Genomic DNA, 19,402 nt, shown 5'->3' with positions numbered 1-19,402 from the left:
AGTAGCATCCGGCCCTTTTCTAGACAGGGGATCCCCTCTTTCTCAGCCGGCTCTTGAGATATTTCTTAGCAAACAGAGGCATCTCCTCGTCTCTCATCTAGAATCTCGACATACTTCTCAGGCTGAGGCTGGATCTGCCTCTAGGATCGAACTATCCAGGCTATCCCAAGGAATTGCCATGAACACCCACACCCGCTACCGCTTCACCTGCACCCTCTCCTTTGGAGATATTTACGGCCAGATCATCATTTGGTTGATTGTCATCTTTGCCAGCCTGGGCGCTGCCCTCTCCCTGATGAATAGCCCCCTCTATGCCTTTCTCACCATCGCCCTGATTTTGGTCATTTCCCTGCCTTTTTTGCTCTTCGCCTTTGTGACCACCCTGCTCAACCACATCGAGTTTGTGGCCGTTCCCCCTGAGGCAGAGGAAGAGCGAGCTGTGGCAGCCAAGTCGCGGATGGCCGTCGGCTAGCAGCCAGTGGGCCCCTTCCGGCGCTAAGGATGCCGCAGGTTGGCCAGCCGTTTCGGTGGCCAGCGGGGCTTTCTGCTTAATACTTGTTTAAACTCCGTCAGATTTTGTCTATAATTGAGTCGGAAGGCCTGACAGCTTTTTCCACCTTCAGGAGAGTTCTGCAGCCAAGCAGGATCCTAATCTATGCAAGGGATGGATCTACCTTGGCTGAGGGAGATGACGTGGTAAGAAGCTGTACCGTTTGACCTCTTGGCTGGTCTTGCTGCCTTGCTTGCAGGGGCGAGCCGGCTGAGGATGGCTTAGGAGAGGGCTGCAAGTCAGTTCAGGAAGATGGGTGTGCTGTAGTGACGAAGGTGATGGACAATAGCTTGGCGCAGCTCGACTACCGAGTGTACAGGTTGGCGCGGCTGTTGAGCGAGTATTTGAATTTGGGGGAATTGATTGCCCTGTCTGTTGGCTCTCTGCAGGAGGGGCGTTCTCGCAATGGAGATTAGGCTGGGCCTGATCTACCCGGGCGCTGGCGTCGGCAAGCGGGATCCCGTAGCCTAGATAATTTGTCCTCCGTTACAGCCCCTATGCGGATCCCTTCCTGGTGGCCGAAGCTCAGTTTTCAGGTCTGGCTGATCTTCATCGGTCGGCTGCTTTCCCAAACCGGAACCGGCTTTACCCTGTTTTATGCCACCCTCTTTTTTGTCAATCGGGTAGGGCTGACCGCCACCCAAGTGGGCTTGGGGCTGGGCGTTATGGCTTTTGCCGGGGTGTTTGGCCGCATCCTGGGCGGCTCGATGGCCGATGGTTCTTGGGGGCGCCGCTCCACGTTGATCCTCTCGCTGTCTATTTCTGCCGTGGGATCCTTTGGGTTTGCGCTCTCCTACGAGTTCTGGAGTTTTGCCTTGGCCAACGTGGCGGCAGGTTTGGGGCAAGGGTTATACTGGCCGCCTGCAGAAGCGATTGTAGCGGATCTAACCACGCGCGAGCAGCGCAACGAAGCCTACGCTCTCAACCGCCTGGGGGATAGCCTGGGTCTCAGCCTTGGGGTGGCTATGGCCAGCACGCTGGTGGCTCTGACGGGGGCCTATCGGCTCTTGTTTGTAATCGATGGTGTTACTTTTCTAATCTTTTTGGCGGTGCTCTGGTTTTTCATCCGGGAAACCCGGGCCACCTGTTCGGCGACAGAGCCTGTGTTAGCAGGTTGGAAAACCGCCCTTGGGGATCGCTCTCTCTTGGTGTTTGGCCTGTCGAATATCCTGTTCACCACTTACATCGCTCAGCTCAGCAGCAGCATGCCCCTCTACTTCCGCAATCGGGTAGGGATCCCAGAGGTGCAAATCGGCATTCTGTTTGCCTTACATGGGGCTCTGATTGCTCTGCTGCAGATGCCGGTGGCCCGTTGGCTAAACCGCCGCACGCGCGTCCAAGGGTTGCAGGGATCCGCCCTAATGTGGGGGGTGGGATTTCTCCTGGTTTGGCTCAGCGGCCTGGCGGCAGGGTTGGGAACCGTGCCGGCTTTGGGGATGGCGGCCTTGGCTCTGATGGTGCTCTCGTTGGCGTTGGTGAGCTATAACCCCTCTGCCTCTGCTTTGGTGGCGGATTTGGCGCCGGATCACTTGCGGGGGGTGTATCTGTCGGTCAACTCCCTCTGTTGGGCGGCGGGGTTTGCCGTTGGCCCCATGATTGGGGGGATGGCCTTGGACTTGCCGCAACCGTGGGCAAGCGGGTTGTGGGTCTTTTGGGTGATCAGCGTCGGCCTGGTTTTGGGGATCCTCGGCTTTCTAAACCGCATTCTCCCCTGCAAGGTGAATAGAGCCACAGCGCCTCTGGTCATGGAGCCCTAAAGCGCAGGAAAGAAGCGGATCTGGGGATCCCGGCTTGGCCAGTAGCTTGTTAGGATCAATCCGTCCTCAAAGATGGGTCTTGAGACCCAGTTTTTTGGGTGAGGATGCCGAACAGGAGGGCTGGTTCCACAATCTGGTCTCAACGGTGGAGGATCTGAATCGTGAGCTTGATTGGCAACATCATTTGGCTCATCTTCGGGGGCTTGCTGACAGGTTTGGGCTATATCTTGGGAGGGCTGAGCCTCTGCCTGACGATCATCGGCATTCCTTTTGGCTGGCAGAGCATCAAACTGGGGTTTGCAGTGCTGGCCCCTTTTGGGAAAGAAGTGGTGGAGTATCCCGATGCCAACAGCCCGCTGCTGCTGATCTTTAACGTTATCTGGCTATTGCTGTTCGGCTGGCCGCTGGTGCTTAACCATCTCTTCTGGGCTCTGATTCTGGCCATCACCATTGTCGGGATCCCTTTTGCAAAACAACACATGAAGTTAATTATTTTGTCCTTGTTGCCCTTTGGCCGAGATCTGCGCTGAGGAAGTGGGTGGACTTGGGATCTCGCCTTTTGATTTCCGAAGACTTCGCCAAGCTGACGGTAGGGGCGGATGCAGACTATGGGTCATCCTGCCGCCAAAATCGCCTCCAACAAGGGATCCGCCCCAAAGCGCACCACATCGGTACAGGGCCGTCCGGTCTCGGCTTGCACCTGGCGGATCTGCTCCAGCGCCGCTTCTTCCTCCCAGCCGAAGGTATTGAGGGCAATCCCCACCACCGGCACAGGGGCGAAGGCACCAGCAGCCATGGCCACCTGTTCGTACAGCTCGATCACCTTGGACAAAGGTGGGATGGGCACGTAGTCCATCCCTTTGATATGGGTCTGGCCGGCTCGGTGGACCAAGATCAAATGGGTGGGCTGGGATCCCCGCAGCAGGGGCAAGGTCGCTGTAGAGGCGGGGTTGAGCAGGGATCCCTGGCCTTCGAGGTGCAAAATGTCGTGGTCAAAGCCAGAGCGCAGCACCAGTTGCTCCACCGCTCCGCTGGCGTAGTCCACCCGCACCGCATCCAACGGGATCCCCTCGCCGCTGATGAGGATCCCGGTTTGTCCGGTGGCCAAAAAGCGGGAGCGCAGTCCCCGTCTCAGGCTGGCCCGGTGCAGCTCCAGGCTGGCGGACATTTTGCCCACGCTCATGTCGGTGCCCACCGTCAACACCCGTTTGCAGGGCAAGGTGCGGGCCAAAGCTTTTCCCACCGACAGGTTGGGGGGTTCGCGGCGAATGTCCCAGATCCAGGCTCCCGGCTGCAGCCACTGCCGCAACTGGGGATCCTCGGCCAGAGGCGTGTGGAGACCGTTCACCAGAGATAGGCCGGCTTGCAGGGCTTGGCGCAACTCCTCCCGCCAGGCTTGTGGCAACTGGCCGCCCGAAGGGGCAATCCCGATCACGAGCACTTCAGGCCGGTAGGCCAGCGCCTCCGCCACCGAGGCCACAATGGGAATGGCTTTGGCGATGCCGGTCAGATGAACCAGGGATCCCCCCGCCTGCTCCCGGTCGATCACCGCCACCACCGGGAAAGGCCCGTAGCGCAGCAGCCCCAAGCCCGTTTTGCCGTGCTCCCCCAGCAGGCCACCGTGGAGCAGGATGGCCACCCGAGTTTGGCTGGATAGGGATCCCGGCTTTCCCATTACTCCTCCCGCAGCTCTACCCCCAAGCCCGGTCGGTCGGTGGGGATGAGACGGCCCTCCTGCAGGACGGCCCCGACGAAGGGATCCTCGACAAGATTGAGGTGGCTGTCCAAATCCAGATAATCCACCAGTGGGGCCAAGTGGGCCGCCGCCGTATTCCCCAGAGCCGTGTTGCTGTAGCAGCCCAGCATCACCTGCAGCCCGTAAGATTTGGCCGTGTGGATCATGCGCCAGGCTTCGCTGAGGCCCCCACATTTCATCAGCTTGATGTTGATGCCGTGGACGCGATCCGCCAGGGCAGGAATATCGCGGCTGTCGCAGCAGCTCTCATCCACAAAGATGGGCAGCTTCGACTCGTGCCAGAGGGTGATCAGCTTCGCCTCCTGCCCCCTCTCCAAAGGCTGCTCTAGGTAGCTCACCCCTTGCCCCGCCAGCCAGTTGCTCATGCTCAAGCTCTGCTCCACCGTCCAAGCCCCGTTGGCATCCACTGTAATCAAGGATCCCAGCGGGATCACCTCTTGCACAGCAATCAGCATGTTCTGATCCGCCCTCAGCCCCAAGTCGCTACCCAGCTTGATCTTAAAGGCCCGCGCTTGGGTCTGTTCCATCCAGGCCAAGGCCCGCTGGCGGGCCGCTTGAGGGGTGGAAATGCCAATGGTCAACGTGGTGGACGGAATGCGGGAGCGATCCAGCCCCCACAACTGCCACAGGGGCTTCTCCAGTCGTTTGCCCATCCAATCGTGCAGAGCCATATCCACCGCCGCCCGCGCCGCCGACGGGATCCCGGCCTGCAGCAACTGGGCCTCGATTTGCTGGCGCTCCCAGGGGGAGTGGCGCCTCAGGATCCCTTTGGCCACATCTAGGCCCATGAGGATATCGTCCAGGGACTGGTGGCAGTCGTCGCTTAGCGAGAAGGGACAAGCCTCTCCCCACCCTTCAATCCCCTCTTCCTCGATCCGCACCCACGCCAGCGCAGCCTCACTGTAGGTACCTCGGCTGATGGTCAGGGCATAGCGCTTGTGAACGGTGAAAGCTTCAACATAAAACCGCATGGGCATCTCCAGAGGAGAGAAAGCTTTGAGGGGCAATTCCATTCGAGCTTAGCTCGGTTCCCACCGCCCCCTAGCTCAGAAAAAAAGTTATCCCCTGCCCTGTCCGCTGTCTATGGTGGAGGGCCCGCCTTTACTACTGCGACAAACCCAACACCTGTCTCATCTCCAATGGCTTTGCCCGCCAAATTGGTACATCCTGACCGCCACATCGTGGCCGTGACTGGAGATGGCGGCTACGGGTTGATCGGGTGGCAGCAGTATGGCGTCAAGCTGGCGGAGAGCATGGGGCTCAAAGGCTACCCTGTCTCAGAGAGCAGGGCTCCTGCTGCTTGGGATAGACCACCCTGTTTGCAGAGGTCATGCACGGGGTAGCTGCCGAAGAGCTTCAAAGTTTCCGCAATCGCTTCCAGCGCCGCAATCACCTCTGCATCCAGATAGGGCTGGCCGACCGGATTCTCCAGATCGACAAAAAAGACATAAGTCCCCGCCGATTTTTTGGTGGGGCGCGATTCAATACGCGACATGTTCAAGCCCCGCTCCGCAAAGACTTGCAGCGGCTTCAGCAGCGCCCCCGGCACATTGTGGGGCAGGCTGAAGGCCAAGGAAGTGTGGGATCCTCCAGGGGAAGCGGGCGCCCCATCCTGTCGATCTGAAGGCGAAAGCGGCCCACGGCCCACCACCCAAAAGCGGGTGCAATTGTCGGGGTGATCGTTGATTGGGCAGGCCAAGACCGGCAACTGGTAGAGGGTGGCAGCTCGTTCTGAGGCAATGACGGCGGCGCCGGGCTGCTGCTGCAGGCGATCCAATTCTTCGGTGGTGGAGCGGGTTGGGATCAGCGTGGCTTGAGGCAAATGGGCTCTCAGCCACGCCTGACATTGGGCCAAAGCCTGCGGGTGGGAATAGACCTGCTCAATGTGCTGCAACTGCGAGGCACGTCCGATGAGGGCATGGCGAATCGGTAGGATCAGCGCCTGGCGGATGCTCAGCCCCTCCAGTTGCCAGAGGGCGTCCAAGGTCATGGAAACGCCGCCCTCTACCGAGTTTTCCACCGGCACCACCGCCCAGGGTTGCTGGCCGGCAGCTACCGCCTCCAAACAAGCGCTGATCGTCGGATAGGGCACCAAGGGATGGGATCCCTGGCTGTGCAGGTGAGGCTGCTCGGGGCAGGCCAGCAAAGCAGCCAGCTCCGTGTAGGTTCCAGCAGGGCCGAGAAAGGCCACCGGCGAAGCGGAAACGGTCACGTCAGCAGTGGGTAGCACTGTCGGGGGCATTCCTGCAATCAATTGTCGCTGGGGGCCAGCTCTAACTCGGTCGCGTCAGCGGTCTGGACGAGCAGCAGAGGACAGTCAGGTTCTGGGCAACGGGGATTGGTCGCCACCTTTTCCATGGCCTTCACCACCTCCAACCGGATCAGCCTCTGCAACTCCTGATCCGCTTGAATGGCTTCCAAAGTGTGAAGAGAGCCATGAAAACTGGTGGCGTAGCGAGGCTGGAGATTGTTCAAGGCCAGGGCGGCAGCATCGTGACAGAATCTCTCGCAGAAGCAGTAGCGCTGCTGGCTTTCCAGGAGGAGCATCTCGTTTATGGCTTCGAGGACGGCCCGCTCCATTTGATTTTCCAGCCTCCTCAGGGGTTTGCGTGTCTCCATGGCTGCCTCCTTGTAGCTTCCCTTACCGATGGCGAATTCCCCTTTAAGCGGGATCTGGCCAGCCGGAGTCTCTAGCGACCTCCTATCCTCTAGGGTACCCAGCTCAGCAAACAATGTTGGTGCTGGCAGCCTCTCCATTGACCAACACTCTCGGCAGACGAGCAGAAAGCCCACACAGCAGTTCGTAGGCAATGGTGCCCGCCTGGTCAGCCCAATCCTGCACAGACAAACCCATATTTGCCAGCTTGGGGCCCAGCAGCTCCACCACGTCCCCCACCTGTATATCCGGCCTCTCGGTGACATCCCACATACATTGATCCATTGTGATCGTGCCCACCTGTTGGATCAGGCCGCCGCGCACCCATCCTCGCAGCCAGCCGGAAAGCCGCCGTGGGATCCCGTCCGCATAGCCGATGGCCAGAGTGGCAATGCGACTGGGGCGAGAGGTGATGTAGCGATGTCCGTAGCTCACGCCGGTTTGGGCGGGCACGGTTTGAATGTGGGTCAGCCGCGCCTTGAGACGCAAGATCGGCTGTAAACCCGGCACCGGCAGGTGGGGAGCAGGCGACAAGCCATAGAGGACCAACCCCAACCGCACGCGGGAGTAGTGAAGACGGGCCAGAGCGCCGGCGGAGTTATCCAGATGCAACGGTGGCAAGGGATCCCCGGCTTGGCGAATCTGTTCCACCACCTGGGCAAAGCGGGCGTGCTGCTGTTCCATGGCCGGAGAATGGGGCTCGTCTGCCGTCGCCAAATGGGAAAACAGGCTACAGCCCGCCAGCTCCGGGATCCGACAAATCTGCCCCCACACGGCTGCGGCTTCGCTCCAGGGGATCCCCAAACGGGTCATGCCCGTATCTACATTGACATGCACCGGGACGGGTCGCCCGGCCCAGCGGGCCACCTGGCGCATCAGGGGGATTTGCTCGGCGCGGGTAAGGCTGACCTCCAGCCGAGCTGCCATGGCCTGCTGCAGCTCCGCCCAGGTGTTCAAAGCTCCCAAGACCAAAATCGGAGCCTGCAGCCCCATTTGCCGCAACTCGATCCCTTCCGCTAGGGTGGCCACACACAGCCCTTTGACGCCGGCAGCAACGGCCACAGGAGCCACCAAGTGGGCCCCATGCCCGTAGGCGTTGGCCTTGACCACTGCCCAGATCTCGGTATCCGGCGACAAGCGGGCCTGCAACAGCCGCAGATTTTCCCGCAACTGGGCCGCGTCGATTTCCACCCAAGCCCGACTGGTTGACAGCTCCAGGTCGATGGCGCCATCCTGCTCTGCCCCCTGGGATCCTTCCCTTAGGGCGCTCCCCTGATCCCCCCAATTGCTCCGCACTGCCTGCGGAACCGCTTCTCGATTCACCACTTCACCCCCCCACACCCAAACCGGTCGTGATTAGATTTAGCGCAAAGTCCGCTCCGGCGCCATCCACAGCAGCGGCACGTCTGGGATCCCAGCAACCGCGTCGCCGGCCAACAGCCGGCTCAGCCAAGCATCTTGCCTTTGCGGGGACAATCCCTGGCTGAGCAGTCGTCGCAGTGCCCGTTGGAAGCCATCTCCCCCACCTGCGGGCGACAAAGAGGGATCCCCGGTCATGCGCCGCAGATCCTCCACCGCTTCGGTGTATCCCCCCAAAGCATCCACCAAGCCCACCTCCACAGCTTGCGCCCCGGTGAAGATGCGCCCATCGGCCAACTGTCGCACTCGCTCTTCGTCCAAGCTTTGTCGCCGCGCGATCATCTCTGCGTCCAACACCTGCTCTGCCCCTTTTGCTGGCAGGTGCTGGCGTCCTTGGGCCACATCGCGAATGAACTGGTCAAGGGTGTTCTCCACCAAGCCCTGCAGAAGGCGCTGCTCTTGAGGAGTGGCGCTGCGGAAGGGAGAGAGGATGTCTTTGTACTCGCCGGTTTTGAAGGTCTGCGGCTCGATGCCGTAGTTCTCCAGCAACTTGCCAAAGCTGAGGCCGCTGATGATGACCCCTATGCTGCCGGTCAAGGTGCCGGGGTTGGCATAGATTTTGTCGGCAGCACTGGCCACGTAGTACCCCCCACTGGCAGCGATGTCTTCCAGGATGGCGACCACCGGCTTGCCGGCTTCGTGTAGAGCGGTTACGGCACGGTAAAGTTCCTGGCTGGATCCCACGGCCCCGCCCGGGCTGTTGATGCGCAGCAATACAGCCTTGACGGCGCGGTCTTGCACTGCCTCCCGCAACTGTTCCACAGGAGAGGTGGGCAGGCCTACCAAAGTCGAGCCCCGTGGACCTCCTATCGTTCCTTCCAGGGTGACCACCTCGATGCGATCTGCCCCCTGCGCCGACTCCAGGCCAAGCCGAGCCGACTCTGAGGCAGGTCGTGTGCCGCCAACAATGGCCGCCATCAGGCAGACCACCAGCAAAGAAGCCGCCAAAATGCGGTTAAGCAGGGATTCCTCTGTCACAAGCCCCTCAATGTCACTGACTCTGTTCTATCACCCGGCAAGCTCCTCCGGTGGCCACAAGCCGAGAGCCTGGCAGAACCCATCCACCGAGCTCTTGACAAGCATCCACGGCCTGTCTACGATGAGTACCTGGCACTTTTCACCGGCGCAGCGCCTTCTTTAGGCTAAGCTGGTTATCTGGACATGGGGAAAAAGCTCCCTTTCCCGTTGGCCGAAAGCCTGGGGCTTTAGCTCAGTTGGTAGAGCACTTCAATGGCATTGAAGGGGTCAGCGGTTCGAGTCCGCTAAGCTCCATCCTCAAATAGAGAAAAGCTCCTCAGTCAGAGAATTGGGCCAGACGAGTACAAGCTTCGGATTCATCTGCGGGTGGAGTAAAGAGCGCGACATTGCTGCCGGCGAAACCCTCACCCTATGAAGGTGAGGAGATACGCAGAGCAAGAACCTCTAGCTGGGGAGAGTGTTCACAAGGACACTTTCCACAACCCGCACTCAGGATTTGGTATGGATCCGTTTATCCTCTGGCCGAGGCAGTCAAGGCAGAGTTCATAATCGGCCAGAACCAGTGGGGCCGCATTAGGATCACCGTGTCGATAACGTGAATGATGCCGTTGTCGGCTTCGATATCCGCCTGGATAACGGTGGCATTGTTCACTTCAAACACATCCCCTTCGATAAACAGATCGATGGGGGATCCCTCTACTGAGCCCACGCTCTGGTACTTGGCCAAATCTGCCTTTTTCAGGCGACCGGGCACCACGTGGTAACACAAGATGCGGGTCAGTTGGGGGATGTTTTGCACCAGGGTGGTAATGGTGCCGGGGGGCAACTTGGCGAAAGCTGCATCCGTGGGGGCGAAAACCGTAAAGGGGCCGGGGCTTTTCAGAGTATCCACCAAGTTTGCCGCTTTCACGGCTGTAACTAGGGTGGAGAAACCCTCAGCAGAAACGGCAATATCGACAATATCAGGCATGGCCGAGATCCTTATTTTCTGGAAGTTGGGATGATAGGAAAGCCAAAGAAACAGGCAGTTGCAGAGCTACCTAGCCTGGACACAATCGAGGAGGGGAAGGGTCAATGCCTAGCACTTGAAGTCGGCTAGCGATAGTTCTGATCCTGAATGTAGGACAGGCGGGCTGCTTCTCGGATCCCGTATTCTGGTCGGGTGAAGCGATTGAGTTGTCCCTCAAAATAACGGCGGTTCATCATCAAATGCCGCGGATTGGGATCGTCCAAAGGATAGAGAAAAGCTGCCCTCCCCGCCTGGATCACGGCTGAGGTAACGTTGTACATGGAGCGCTGGAAGCTGATCCCAAGCTGGATCAGCATGTCATCTTCGCCGCGGCAATGCTTGCGGTAATACTCCACCAAATACTGGGGCAAAAAGTGGTACATATCCTGGTGCAAAAGCGTCGGCGGGATCCCAGCAGTGGCCACCGGAAACTTGTCGGCGTAGAGGATCCCATAGTGGAAGTCCAACTGGTTGGTGGGAACTTCGTTGGCCTGGGCGTTGTAGGACTTGGTGCCGCGGAAGGGAGAGGTGCGATAGAACACGGCCTCTACGTAGGGGAAAGCCGCCTCGTAGAGCCAGGTAAATCCCTTGGATTTGGGCACAATATCGTACCATTCCCCGCGAATGCGCACCCGGTGGTAGATGGGCCGCCCGGCAATGGCGAAGATCCCGTTGACCAAAAAGTTCATCGCCTCCGGCACGCTGGTGATTTTGCCCTCGTCGTAGAGGTCGCTCATCTCAAAAAAGACGGGGGCCATAATCTCCCAAAACAGGCCCAGCACCGAATACATGGTGGCCTGGCGGCAAAGTTCCAGAAACATGTCTGGAAAGAGCTTGTACAGGCCGGTCAAGAGAGGATTACCCTGACAGTAGGCGCGGATGGCGCGGTCGGCATTTTGTTTGTATTCCTCGGAATCCATATAGGGATCCAACAGGCCCCCCATATCCCGGTGCCAGAGCATGGCCCGCATACATTCTTCGGCAAATTCCATGTTGATGCGGTCATGCCAGAGGTGATGCAAAATCCGCGGCAGCTTGCGCTTGAGCTCCCCTTTTTCCATGAACTCCAGAAGTTCCGGGTGGGCCGTGGCGGGGCCGCGCCAAATGCGCAAATCTGCATTATCTCCCGCGTAGTGGTTGGCCAGCTTTAGGTATTCTTCGGGAATGATGAACTTAAAAAAGGGCAAGGGATCCACAAACACCTGCTCGGCAATGTAGAGCAGATCCCGCCAGTAGAAGTCCATCGGCACCGCATAGGCTTTGTAAAGGCCGATAATTTGCATCAGGTTTTCCGGCGTATCCGGCAGCATGGATCCCCCCGCTTCGAGGCGGTGGACTACATCCGCAAAAGGGTGGGTAGAAGGGGGAAGCTTGCGGGTTGTGAGGGTTGTCGTCATGGAAGAAGTCTCCAACTCTTCAAAAGCTCTGGATCCTTGCGGCTATGCGTCGAGATCTCAATTCGGTCTTGGACGCTTCCTGGAAGTTCTCCGATTGCTTTGATCGCCTCCCGAGAAGGTGACCTAGGGAGAATGGGCAAAGTCGCCGGCTGAGGCCAAGATGAGGGTTTGGGCCTGAGCCACCTGGGTGGATAGAGTAAACGCCAACGGTTGCGGCCATTTCACCAGGTTCATAGGCTGGATCCCAAACCAGACGATCAAGGCAGTTAAGATAAAGCCCGGGATCCGCTCCCAACCTTGCACCCGTGGGTAGTAGGCGGTGCGGTTGTCCAATTTGCCGAAGCAGGTGCGGTTGAGCAGGATTACAAAATACACCGCCGTCAAGCCGGTGCCGCAGATGCTGATCAAGGTGGGCAAGGGAAAATCTTGGTAGCTGCCCTGGAAGATCAAAAACTCCGCCACAAAGCCCACCAAGCCCGGGATCCCGGCGCTGGCCATGCCGCCCAAAATCAGCAGGGCACTCACGGTGGGCAGGCCGCGCAGGGGATTGAGCAGGCCGTTGAGCACGTCCAGATCCCGCGTTCCCACCTTGCGCTCCACCAGGCCCACCAGATCAAACAGCAGCGCCAAAATCAGGCCGTGGGAGATCATCTGCACCATCGCCCCCGTCAGGCTAATCGGTGTGGCCGCCGCCATGCCCAGCAGGATATAGCCCATATGGCCAATGGAGCTGTAGGCCACCATGCGCTTGATGTCTTTTTGGGCGATGGCCGCCAAAGCCCCCGACAGCACAGCAATGGCCCCCCACCAGGCCAGGATCCCGCCCAGATCGGCCCAAGCTTGGGGAAACAACTGCAGCCCAAAGCGAAACAGACCATAGGTGCCCAACTTGGAGAGCACCCCACCCAGCAGGATCGCCACCGGCGGCGAAGACTCGCCGTAGGCGTCGGGCAGCCAGGTGTGGAGAGGCACCAGCGGCATCTTGATGCCAAAAGCCACAATCAACGCCAAGAGTGTCAGGGTTTGGGCAGCAGGGCCCAGAGAGCTAATGCGAATCTCGGCCAGCTCAAAGGTATGGGGATCCCCTAGCCAGTAGATGGCCAAAAACGCCCCCAACAGGAAGATGGCAGAGACAGCGGTGTAAATCAAAAACTTGATGGCGGCGTAATCCCGCTTGGGGCTGCCCCAGATGGAAATAAGCAGGTAAATCGGGATCAGCACCAGCTCGTAAAAGAGGAAAAACAAGAGCAGGTTCTGAGCGGCAAAAGCCCCGTTGACCGACCCGCTCATGAGCAAAATGCAGCCGTAAAAGAGATTGGGCCGCTTCACTTCCGGCTCCGCCGTCAGAATGGCGATGAGGGTGAGCAGCCCGTTCAGGGCCACCATCAACAAAGACAGCCCATCCAAGCCCAGGGAGTAGCTCAGCCCAATTGGCGGGATCCAATCCCACCGCTGCTCCCACTGCAAGCCGGTCGCCTGCAAGTCGAAGCGGGTAAATAGGAGCAGGGAGATGGCCAGCGGGATCGCGGCCAAGACCACCGCCAGCTTTCGCCCTCCCAAGCCCAGGAACAGGAGCAGGGATCCCACAATCGGCAACACAATCAAGGCACTCAGCATCGTCTTTTTCCTCTTTTCTAAGGACTCCGTCCTGCCACCACCCAAGCCTAGAGAATGAGCCAGCCCAGCAGGGCCACCCCCACCACAATGGTCAGCACATAGGCCTGCAACTGGCCGGAGGTGGTGTATTTCAGGACTTGGCCGCCTGCCAGCACCGCCAAGCTGGTCAAATTCACCAAGCCGTCCACCACGTAGCGATCAAAGAAAGCCGTGACATCAGAGATGATGCGCACCAAAAACACCACACTGGCTCGGTAGAGCTTGGAAGTGTAGAAGTCGTTGGCCAGCAGATCCTGCCAGTCGGCCAAGAAAGCCCAGTCCACCGGCCGCCGCTCCCGCGGTAGGTACAGCCAGGCTCCCAAGGCGATGCCCGCCAAGCTGGATCCCGTCATCACTCCAACGGGGATCCCTTCTAGGACGGGAATGAGATCCAGCGCCGCCAGGATCATGGGCATGTGCAGCGCCACTCCCATGGTGACTGTGCTGGGCAACATCATTGGCCAATGCACCTCTGGGGAACGCTCGCTCATCTGCTGCGGCTTACCCCCCCAAACCAGGCCGAAGACCCGCGTCAGCCCCAGCGCCGTCACCGCATTGGTAACCAGCACCACTGCCGCCCACAGCCCCTGCCCCGATTGCGCCAACTGCTGCCACAGATCCGTCAACACCCAGAAGGAGCCGAAGGGGGGCAAGGCGATGATCCCGGCCATCCCCGTCAAAAAGCACAGGCCGGAGATAGGCCGCCGCGACCACAAGCCCCCCAGGTAGCGCAGATCCTGGGTAATGCTGTTCCAGATCACCATACCCAGCGCCATCACCAGCAAGGCCATCGCCGGCGCATAGGTGAGCAGCAGTTGGTAGGCTTGTTGGGTGTGTCCTGTGCCCACCGCTACAAAGATCAAGCCCATGTAGGCGCTCACCAGATAGGACAAGGCCCGCTTGGCATCGATTTGGGCCAGGGCCACGAAGGCTCCTCCCACTGCCGTCAGTGCCCCGATCACCAGCATCACTTCCAGCACGGTTGGGGAAAGAGCATAGAGCGGTTGCAGGCGAATCAACACCCAAGCTCCCGTGCCCACCACCACCGAGTTGCGCAAGATCGAGGCCGGGATCGGCCCCTCCATCGCCTCATCCAGCCACAGGTGCAGGGGGAACTGGGCACACTTGCCCACCGGGCCAGCCAACAACCCCAGCCCCGCCAAAGTGATCAAGGTCGGATCCACAGAGATAGCTCCTGCCTGCACCGACTTTGCCCAAGCCGTCAAGTCATCAAACTCCCAGGATCCCGTCAAAGGATAGATGGCGATGACCCCCATCAAGAGCAACAGGTCGCCAATGCGCTTGGTCAGAAAAGCATCCCGCGCCCCTGTTACCACCAGCGACTGGTTAAACCAAAGGCCCACCAACAGGTAGGTGCCCAGAGTCAAAATTTCCAAGATGACGTAGCTAAAAAACAAAGAGTCGCACAAGGCCAGAGCGCACATCCCCCCCTCAAATAGGCCCAGCAAGGAGAAAAACCGCGCCCAGCCCCAGTCCATTTCCATGTAGCCAAAGCCGTAGATCTGGGCCACCAGGTTTAGCGCTGTCACCACGGCGCAGGCCCCCAGCGTTAGCGATGAGACCTGCAGCGGCAGCTCCAATACCAGATCCCCCACCTGCAGCCAGGGCAGCCGAATCACCTGCGACGGCTGATCCCAAATTGCCACCAGCGCTCCTACACTGTGCAAGAACGCCAGCAAAGTCAGCAGCGCATTCAGATAGCCCGCCGGACGGGGTCCTGTGCGCCGGGTAATTCCTGGGGACCAGATTAGCGCTCCCGTCCACGCCACCAAGGCATAGAGGGGAATGAGCCATGCAGTTGTGATCAGCCCGTTCAAGCTCATAATCCTCCTTCGGCCAGGGATCTTGGCCAAACTGGAACACTCGCTGAGATCCTGCAAGAAATCTTAAAAAGCATCCTAGCGGAGAACCGAGATAGATAAAAATTGAACTTTCCGATGAGATCTCTAGGTAAGAGTCTATGCTTTAAGAGCGGGTAGCCAGGTGGTCTCTGTTGTTGTGACCACCTTGCTTTTTATCCTCACTACTTCTATAGGGTAGATGGGAACAAGCTCCTTGGAAACCTGAGGATCCGCGGTTGGGTGGATCCAGTTTCCGGTGCTGTTTCCGATCCAGCAGGACGGGCGCGCCCCAGTTCAGCTCTTCTCCCCAGTCCGCTACTCAATCAAGTCGCTATGGAATTGCTATTGTGAAGTTGCTATGAAGATCAAGAGCAATGCCCTAGAAAGGCGTCTTGACTTTGGGTTGCTTGACCTTGAGTTCGCGAATCCGTTTCAACATTTTTTGGAAATACTCGGCCAGGTAATCTTCAAGCGAGGTCAGAGAGGTCAGTTCAATCCCCAAGGTTTCGCACACAGCTGTCATATCGGCATGCATGGGTTCTTTGGCAGCAATCACCTCGACAAAGGCCAGCCGGTCGGCAATGTTCCAGCTCCACTGAAAGAACTGGGCCACCTTACGCGCTCCTCGCAGCAGTCCCAAGGGCATGGTGCTGACCTTGGCTTTTTTGCCGGAGAGCTGCTCGCACAGGGCGATGACTTCTTGGGATGTCCAGGCCTTGGGCCCCACCAAAGGGAAGATCTGCTGCTTGGCGCCTTCGACACTAAGGGATCGCACGGCAAACCGGGCTGCATCTAGGGTGTCGAGGTAGGCTGTGGGGATGCTCTCGCTGGCTACCCAAACAATTTGCTCTTCCAAAATGGGGATGGCATACTGGCCGATCAATCCCTGCATGAAGCCCGCCGGACGAAAGATGGTGTAGGGCATCTGGGATCCGATCAAGTACTTCTCGATGTGGTGCTTGAAATTCATCAGGGGCACATTGGGGTACTCATGCTGAGCACCCATGATGGAGAAAAAGACGAAGTGGCCCACTTGGGCAGCCCGTGCCGCATTGATCAGAGCAACTTTGCCATCCCAATCCACCTGGCGGGCGCTGAGGGTGTCGGTTACCCGCACCGTGGCACAGTCGATCACCGCCTCGACGCCTTCCATTGCCGCTCGGAGCGTGCTGGGCTGCAGTAGGTTCCCCACCTTGAGGTGGGCGCCCCATTCACTCAAGAAAGCAGCCTTGGCCGGGTTTCGCACCAGACAAGTCACCTGATGCCCTTCTTCGATGGCCCGCCGCACCACCTGACGGCCCAGCGTTCCTGTTGCCCCCACAACCAGCACGTTCATAAAATTATCATTTCTTAACCTTAGGCTTAGTCTATCAGACAAAGGCAGCTTCCAACACAGAAGGATAGCTTGGTAGCCCCGAACTGGAGTGCGGAGCGGAAAAGCCCGTAATTGGCAATAACAGCGCCTTTACGAGTTTGTTTTTGAACTGTGTAAGAATCCCCCGCCTTTAGGCAGTGGGAGTGTCAAAACTCGGCCCAACTCTAAGCCATGAACAAAACAGGGATCCCCGACCCAAGGAGCTTTGCAGGGATCCCCGGCTCAGTCTGCTGCCGAGAGAGTGTTCACCCAGCCAGCTCGTTCATGCGTTGTGCCAAGGTGAAATCCAGTTCCGTAATGCCTCCGGCATCGTGGGTGGTGAGATCCACCCGCACGCGGTTGTAGACATTGGTCCACTCGGGGTGATGCCCCATGCTCTCGGCCACCAAAGCCACACTGCTCATCCAGCCGAAAGCTTCCACAAAGGAGCGAAATTGAAACTGGCGATGCAGCTTCCCCTCCTGCAAAGACCAGCCAGGCAGCTCCTCTAGCTTGGCCTGGATCTCGGCTTCACTGAGTTTGACAGGTCTGGACATGGGCCTTCCCTCCAGTCGATGCCATCGTTTCCATCACGTTTTCATCAAAAGAGCGGCTGCGGGCAGATCCCAGCTTCTTTACAAAACTTCGTAGTCTTCCAGTTCCTGGGAGGCGGCAGCAGGGCCGAGGGGTTTGTATAGCCAGTAGCCTTGCACAGCAAAGTGGGCCTGCCTATAGAAGTTAAGGGCAGCTTGATTGTGGCGGTAAACCTGCAAGGTGATGGCCGACAACCGCTGCTGGGATCCCCAGCGTTCTACCTGTTGCAGCAAAGCTCTGCCCAGCCCCCGCCGACGATGGGCGGGATCCACCCAGAGCAAAAAAACGTAGGCCACCCGACGATGAGTGGCTTGGTCAGTAGAAATGCCGGCCCACACGCCGCCCACCGGCTCCCCTGTTGCTTCGTTGAGGATCCACCAGCAGGGAGTACGGGGGGGGTCAAAGAGGCGATCCAGGGTCGCTTCCAGGTGATCCCACTGGCTTTGCTCAGGGAAAGATTCCTGCAAGGTGGCCTGCAATCCCCGCCGCACCCAAGGCCGATCCCAAGCAGAGCCAATGCGCCAACGGTAACCAGCAGGCAGAGGGATCTCCAGTTCAGCCATCCTCAAGCATTCGCGGAAGAAAGATCGGCAAGACCCATCGATGTTACTTCCTCTACCGGGGCCGGCTGGGCCATATCTTCTGGCAGAAACGAGCGGATGCTCACCACCACCAGAGTAAACAGGAACACCAGCAGGATGAGAGCAGGAAAGATATATTGCCGCAGGATGTTCATATTTCTACATAACCTTGGCCTTTACAGTATAGTCCAGAGCAGGATCTCTGGTCGGCCTTGTGGCAACCTTCCCCAGCCCCCATCGACTAACCGGGCGGGATCCCGCGCGTCAACAAGGTGAGAGACTGTAGCCTATGATTCCAAAGTAAGCTCCGTCGTGCATTAAGGTTAAGCGCAGGTAGGTAGGTACTTGCCCTGACCCGTGAGCGGAGAGCCGATGAGCCCCCCAAGCCGCCCCTTAAAGACTTTGGGGATCCCTCCCAACGCCTGGGCTGTGAACGCCGCAATGGCCGACATCACCCGTCCGCCTTTGGAGCCTCGGCCCATCCTGCTGCCTACCTCCAGCAAAACCCTGCGCCTGGATCTGGCCAAAGCGGCGCTGCTGGTCATTGACATGCAAAACGACTTTTGCCACCCCGACGGGTGGCTGGCCAGCATTGGCGTCGATGTTACACCGGCGCGAGCTCCCATTGGCCCCCTGAAAACTCTATTGCCCCGCCTGCGGCAGGCCCAGGTGCCGATCGTGTGGGTCAACTGGGGCAATCGGCCCGACCTGCTCAACATCAGCGCCGGCCTGCGACACGTCTACAATCCCACCGGAGAGGGGGTAGGGCTGGGGGATCCCTTGCCCAAAAAGGGGTCTTTGGTTCTCACCCGCGGCAGTTGGGGCGCGGCTGTGGTGGAGGAATTGGAAGTCAAACCCGAGGATATTTGGGTGGATAAGTTCCGCATGAGTGGCTTTTGGGACACCCCTCTCGACAGCATTCTCAAAAATCTCGGACGTACCACCCTCTTTTTTGCCGGCGTGAACATCGATCAGTGTGTTATGACCACGCTGCAAGACGCCAATTTCCTCGGCTACGACTGCATTTTGCTAGAAGACTGCGCCGCCACCACCTCTCCTGAGTACTGTCTGCGGGCCACCCTTTACAACGTCAAGCAGTGCTTTGGCTTTGTTGCTTCCTCTGCTGATTTGCTGGCAGCTCTCCCCTCTTAGCGCTTTCCACTTTCCACCCACCCTCTCTTGAGGGGAGGATCCCGATGCAAACGCTCTCCCGCTGTGTGATCCCAATCGTCAAAACTCCTGCCGATTATCAGGCCTATCGCATCAGCCCCCACGACACCAATCGTCTGGCCATTGTGTTCGATCCTTCTCATGCTCAAGTCTCGCTAACGTTCTGTGTCGAGATTTTCGATGAGGGAGGCAGAACGCCCCCCAATCGCCATCAAATGGCTGTGGAAATGTTTTTCGTGCTCAAGGGGGAAGGTTTAGCTATTTGCGATGGGAAAGCGGCCCCCATCAAAACCGGAGACAGCATCCTGGTGCCGCCGACCGGTGTCCACGAAATCCACAACACCGGCCCTGGCCGTCTCTACGCCCTCTGTATGATGGTGCCCAACGAAGATTTTGCCGAGCTGATCCGATCTGGGATCCCTGCTGACTTGGACGAAGAGGATCTGGCAGTTTTATCTGGGGGCTGGAGAAGGGCTTGAGCCTCAAGTACTCCTGGAGACTTGGGCCTATTCCAACAGCGGTTCTTACCCCTTCTGTCTATCCCCTTGGAGCCAAGCTTCCCTCCCAAGGCAAGGGATTTTGGGCTTTAACGTAAGGTGCGGAATTCCCCACCGTCTATACGGTGGGGATGGATAGCACCCTCTGACTGATTCTGGATGTATT

General features: G+C 58.7%; 20 protein-coding genes, 1 tRNA gene and 1 pseudogene. 8 read left to right on the top strand and 14 right to left on the bottom strand.

Translation table 11 applies throughout. The annotated features are described in order from the left end of the window. Positions 1–178: 178 nt before the first annotated feature. The 4 genes from NW858_RS05455 (at position 179) to NW858_RS05440 (ending at position 2,837) form a co-directional block, all read left to right on the top strand. Positions 179–472 carry a hypothetical protein gene (locus NW858_RS05455; RefSeq protein ID WP_414333001.1) on the top strand — a complete coding sequence of 98 codons (294 nt, stop codon included), beginning with the start codon at positions 179–181 and terminating at the stop codon, positions 470–472. Positions 473–816: 344 nt separating this feature from the next. Then, positions 817–966 carry a hypothetical protein gene (locus NW858_RS05450; protein WP_414341815.1) on the top strand — a complete coding sequence of 50 codons (150 nt, stop codon included), beginning with the start codon at positions 817–819 and terminating at the stop codon, positions 964–966. 81 nt (positions 967–1,047) lie between these two features. Then, positions 1,048–2,307: an MDR family MFS transporter gene (locus tag NW858_RS05445; protein WP_414520068.1), complete on the top strand. Its 1,260-nt coding sequence runs from the start codon at positions 1,048–1,050 to the stop codon at positions 2,305–2,307. Between the two features lie 161 nt (positions 2,308–2,468). Next, on the top strand, positions 2,469–2,837 hold the full coding sequence (locus NW858_RS05440) for a YccF domain-containing protein (RefSeq protein WP_414333005.1): 369 nt from the start codon (positions 2,469–2,471) through the stop codon (positions 2,835–2,837). Positions 2,838–2,920: 83 nt separating this feature from the next. Here the strand turns inward: NW858_RS05440 and NW858_RS05435 are convergent, their stop codons facing one another. Both NW858_RS05435 and NW858_RS05430 read right to left on the bottom strand, forming a co-directional pair. Further along, entirely contained in the window at positions 2,921–3,982 is a 1,062-nt protein-coding gene (locus NW858_RS05435; protein WP_414348299.1) for a DUF1611 domain-containing protein, read from the bottom strand. Continuing rightward, positions 3,982–5,034, bottom strand: a complete 1,053-nt coding sequence (locus NW858_RS05430; RefSeq protein ID WP_414348296.1) for a dipeptide epimerase — start codon at positions 5,032–5,034, stop codon at positions 3,982–3,984. The genes NW858_RS05435 and NW858_RS05430 overlap by 1 nt, the downstream gene beginning before the upstream one ends. Before the next feature lie 116 nt (positions 5,035–5,150). On the opposite strand from NW858_RS05430, the pseudogene NW858_RS05425 reads away from it, so the two are divergent. Next, positions 5,151–5,394: pseudogene (locus NW858_RS05425) on the top strand (acetolactate synthase large subunit); the annotation flags it as partial. On the opposite strand, the gene pheA reads toward NW858_RS05425, so the two are convergent. From pheA to sppA, 4 genes are all read right to left on the bottom strand, one after another. Then, positions 5,331–6,293: a prephenate dehydratase gene (gene pheA / locus NW858_RS05420; RefSeq protein WP_414348294.1), complete on the bottom strand. Its 963-nt coding sequence runs from the start codon at positions 6,291–6,293 to the stop codon at positions 5,331–5,333. The pseudogene NW858_RS05425 and the gene pheA sit on opposite strands and share 64 nt — an antisense overlap. Before the next feature lie 20 nt (positions 6,294–6,313). Further along, a complete protein-coding gene (locus NW858_RS05415) occupies positions 6,314–6,682 on the bottom strand; it encodes a late competence development ComFB family protein (protein WP_414520067.1) in 369 nt (122 codons plus the stop codon). Positions 6,683–6,785: 103 nt separating this feature from the next. After that, positions 6,786–8,015, bottom strand: coding sequence for an alanine racemase (gene alr, locus NW858_RS05410; protein ID WP_414333014.1), 1,230 nt, complete (start codon positions 8,013–8,015; stop codon positions 6,786–6,788). 66 nt (positions 8,016–8,081) lie between these two features. After that, positions 8,082–9,116, bottom strand: coding sequence for a signal peptide peptidase SppA (gene sppA, locus NW858_RS05405; protein ID WP_414520066.1), 1,035 nt, complete (start codon positions 9,114–9,116; stop codon positions 8,082–8,084). A gap of 221 nt (positions 9,117–9,337) precedes the next feature. Between sppA and NW858_RS05400 the strand changes: the two genes are divergently transcribed. Next, positions 9,338–9,410: transfer RNA gene (locus NW858_RS05400), tRNA-Ala, on the top strand. Positions 9,411–9,627: 217 nt separating this feature from the next. Here NW858_RS05400 and NW858_RS05395 read toward each other — a convergent pair. The 8 genes from NW858_RS05395 to NW858_RS05360 form a co-directional block, all read right to left on the bottom strand. Further along, complete coding sequence (locus tag NW858_RS05395) at positions 9,628–10,086, bottom strand: fasciclin domain-containing protein (protein WP_414333017.1); 459 nt, start codon at positions 10,084–10,086, stop codon at positions 9,628–9,630. Positions 10,087–10,211: 125 nt separating this feature from the next. After that, positions 10,212–11,522: a CO2 hydration protein gene (locus NW858_RS05390; RefSeq protein WP_414333019.1), complete on the bottom strand. Its 1,311-nt coding sequence runs from the start codon at positions 11,520–11,522 to the stop codon at positions 10,212–10,214. A 123-nt stretch (positions 11,523–11,645) separates the two neighbouring features. Then, positions 11,646–13,139, bottom strand: a complete 1,494-nt coding sequence (locus NW858_RS05385) for an NADH-quinone oxidoreductase subunit M (protein WP_414520065.1) — start codon at positions 13,137–13,139, stop codon at positions 11,646–11,648. 47 nt (positions 13,140–13,186) lie between these two features. Beyond that, complete coding sequence (locus NW858_RS05380; RefSeq protein WP_414520064.1) at positions 13,187–15,022, bottom strand: NAD(P)H-quinone oxidoreductase subunit F; 1,836 nt, start codon at positions 15,020–15,022, stop codon at positions 13,187–13,189. A gap of 397 nt (positions 15,023–15,419) precedes the next feature. Continuing rightward, the gene (locus NW858_RS05375) at positions 15,420–16,376 is read right to left on the bottom strand and encodes an NAD(P)H-binding protein (RefSeq protein WP_414348287.1); all 957 of its coding nucleotides are present in this window, start codon (positions 16,374–16,376) and stop codon (positions 15,420–15,422) included. Positions 16,377–16,660: 284 nt separating this feature from the next. Next, entirely contained in the window at positions 16,661–16,951 is a 291-nt protein-coding gene (locus NW858_RS05370; RefSeq protein WP_414338497.1) for a 4a-hydroxytetrahydrobiopterin dehydratase, read from the bottom strand. Positions 16,952–17,029: 78 nt separating this feature from the next. Further along, positions 17,030–17,551 (bottom strand): GNAT family N-acetyltransferase, encoded by a 522-nt coding sequence (locus NW858_RS05365; RefSeq protein WP_414338499.1) that lies wholly within the window; start codon positions 17,549–17,551, stop codon positions 17,030–17,032. A gap of 2 nt (positions 17,552–17,553) precedes the next feature. Continuing rightward, on the bottom strand, positions 17,554–17,724 hold the full coding sequence (locus NW858_RS05360; RefSeq protein WP_414338501.1) for a hypothetical protein: 171 nt from the start codon (positions 17,722–17,724) through the stop codon (positions 17,554–17,556). A gap of 217 nt (positions 17,725–17,941) precedes the next feature. Here NW858_RS05360 and NW858_RS05355 point away from each other — a divergent pair, with 217 nt between their 5' ends. After that, entirely contained in the window at positions 17,942–18,721 is a 780-nt protein-coding gene (locus tag NW858_RS05355) for a cysteine hydrolase family protein (protein WP_414427021.1), read from the top strand. A gap of 44 nt (positions 18,722–18,765) precedes the next feature. Next, the gene (locus NW858_RS05350) at positions 18,766–19,218 is read left to right on the top strand and encodes a cupin domain-containing protein (RefSeq protein ID WP_414333033.1); all 453 of its coding nucleotides are present in this window, start codon (positions 18,766–18,768) and stop codon (positions 19,216–19,218) included. Positions 19,219–19,402 lie beyond the last annotated feature (184 nt).

The organism is Synechococcus sp. H55.10 (assembly GCF_047502715.1).
Classification (GTDB): Bacteria; Cyanobacteriota; Cyanobacteriia; order Thermostichales; family Thermostichaceae; genus Thermostichus.
Note: the sequence above shows the minus strand (reverse complement) of the source record. Positions and strands in the feature narration are given on the sequence as shown.

What these genes read in the sequence shown, in the direction of transcription:
- NW858_RS05455 (WP_414333001.1), top strand. Translation starts at nt 179, where the DNA reads ATGAACACCCACACCCGCTACCGCTTCACCTGCACCCTCTCCTTTGGA.
- NW858_RS05445 (WP_414520068.1), top strand. Translation starts at nt 1,048, where the DNA reads ATGCGGATCCCTTCCTGGTGGCCGAAGCTCAGTTTTCAGGTCTGGCTG.
- NW858_RS05435 (WP_414348299.1), bottom strand. Translation starts at nt 3,982, where the DNA reads ATGGGAAAGCCGGGATCCCTATCCAGCCAAACTCGGGTGGCCATCCTG.
- NW858_RS05430 (WP_414348296.1), bottom strand. Translation starts at nt 5,034, where the DNA reads ATGCGGTTTTATGTTGAAGCTTTCACCGTTCACAAGCGCTATGCCCTG.
- NW858_RS05415 (WP_414520067.1), bottom strand. Translation starts at nt 6,682, where the DNA reads ATGGAGACACGCAAACCCCTGAGGAGGCTGGAAAATCAAATGGAGCGG.
- NW858_RS05395 (WP_414333017.1), bottom strand. Translation starts at nt 10,086, where the DNA reads ATGCCTGATATTGTCGATATTGCCGTTTCTGCTGAGGGTTTCTCCACC.
- NW858_RS05390 (WP_414333019.1), bottom strand. Translation starts at nt 11,522, where the DNA reads ATGACGACAACCCTCACAACCCGCAAGCTTCCCCCTTCTACCCACCCT.
- NW858_RS05385 (WP_414520065.1), bottom strand. Translation starts at nt 13,139, where the DNA reads ATGCTGAGTGCCTTGATTGTGTTGCCGATTGTGGGATCCCTGCTCCTG.
- NW858_RS05380 (WP_414520064.1), bottom strand. Translation starts at nt 15,022, where the DNA reads ATGAGCTTGAACGGGCTGATCACAACTGCATGGCTCATTCCCCTCTAT.
- NW858_RS05375 (WP_414348287.1), bottom strand. Translation starts at nt 16,376, where the DNA reads ATGAACGTGCTGGTTGTGGGGGCAACAGGAACGCTGGGCCGTCAGGTG.
- NW858_RS05370 (WP_414338497.1), bottom strand. Translation starts at nt 16,951, where the DNA reads ATGTCCAGACCTGTCAAACTCAGTGAAGCCGAGATCCAGGCCAAGCTA.
- NW858_RS05365 (WP_414338499.1), bottom strand. Translation starts at nt 17,551, where the DNA reads ATGGCTGAACTGGAGATCCCTCTGCCTGCTGGTTACCGTTGGCGCATT.
- NW858_RS05360 (WP_414338501.1), bottom strand. Translation starts at nt 17,724, where the DNA reads ATGAACATCCTGCGGCAATATATCTTTCCTGCTCTCATCCTGCTGGTG.
- NW858_RS05355 (WP_414427021.1), top strand. Translation starts at nt 17,942, where the DNA reads ATGAGCCCCCCAAGCCGCCCCTTAAAGACTTTGGGGATCCCTCCCAAC.
- NW858_RS05350 (WP_414333033.1), top strand. Translation starts at nt 18,766, where the DNA reads ATGCAAACGCTCTCCCGCTGTGTGATCCCAATCGTCAAAACTCCTGCC.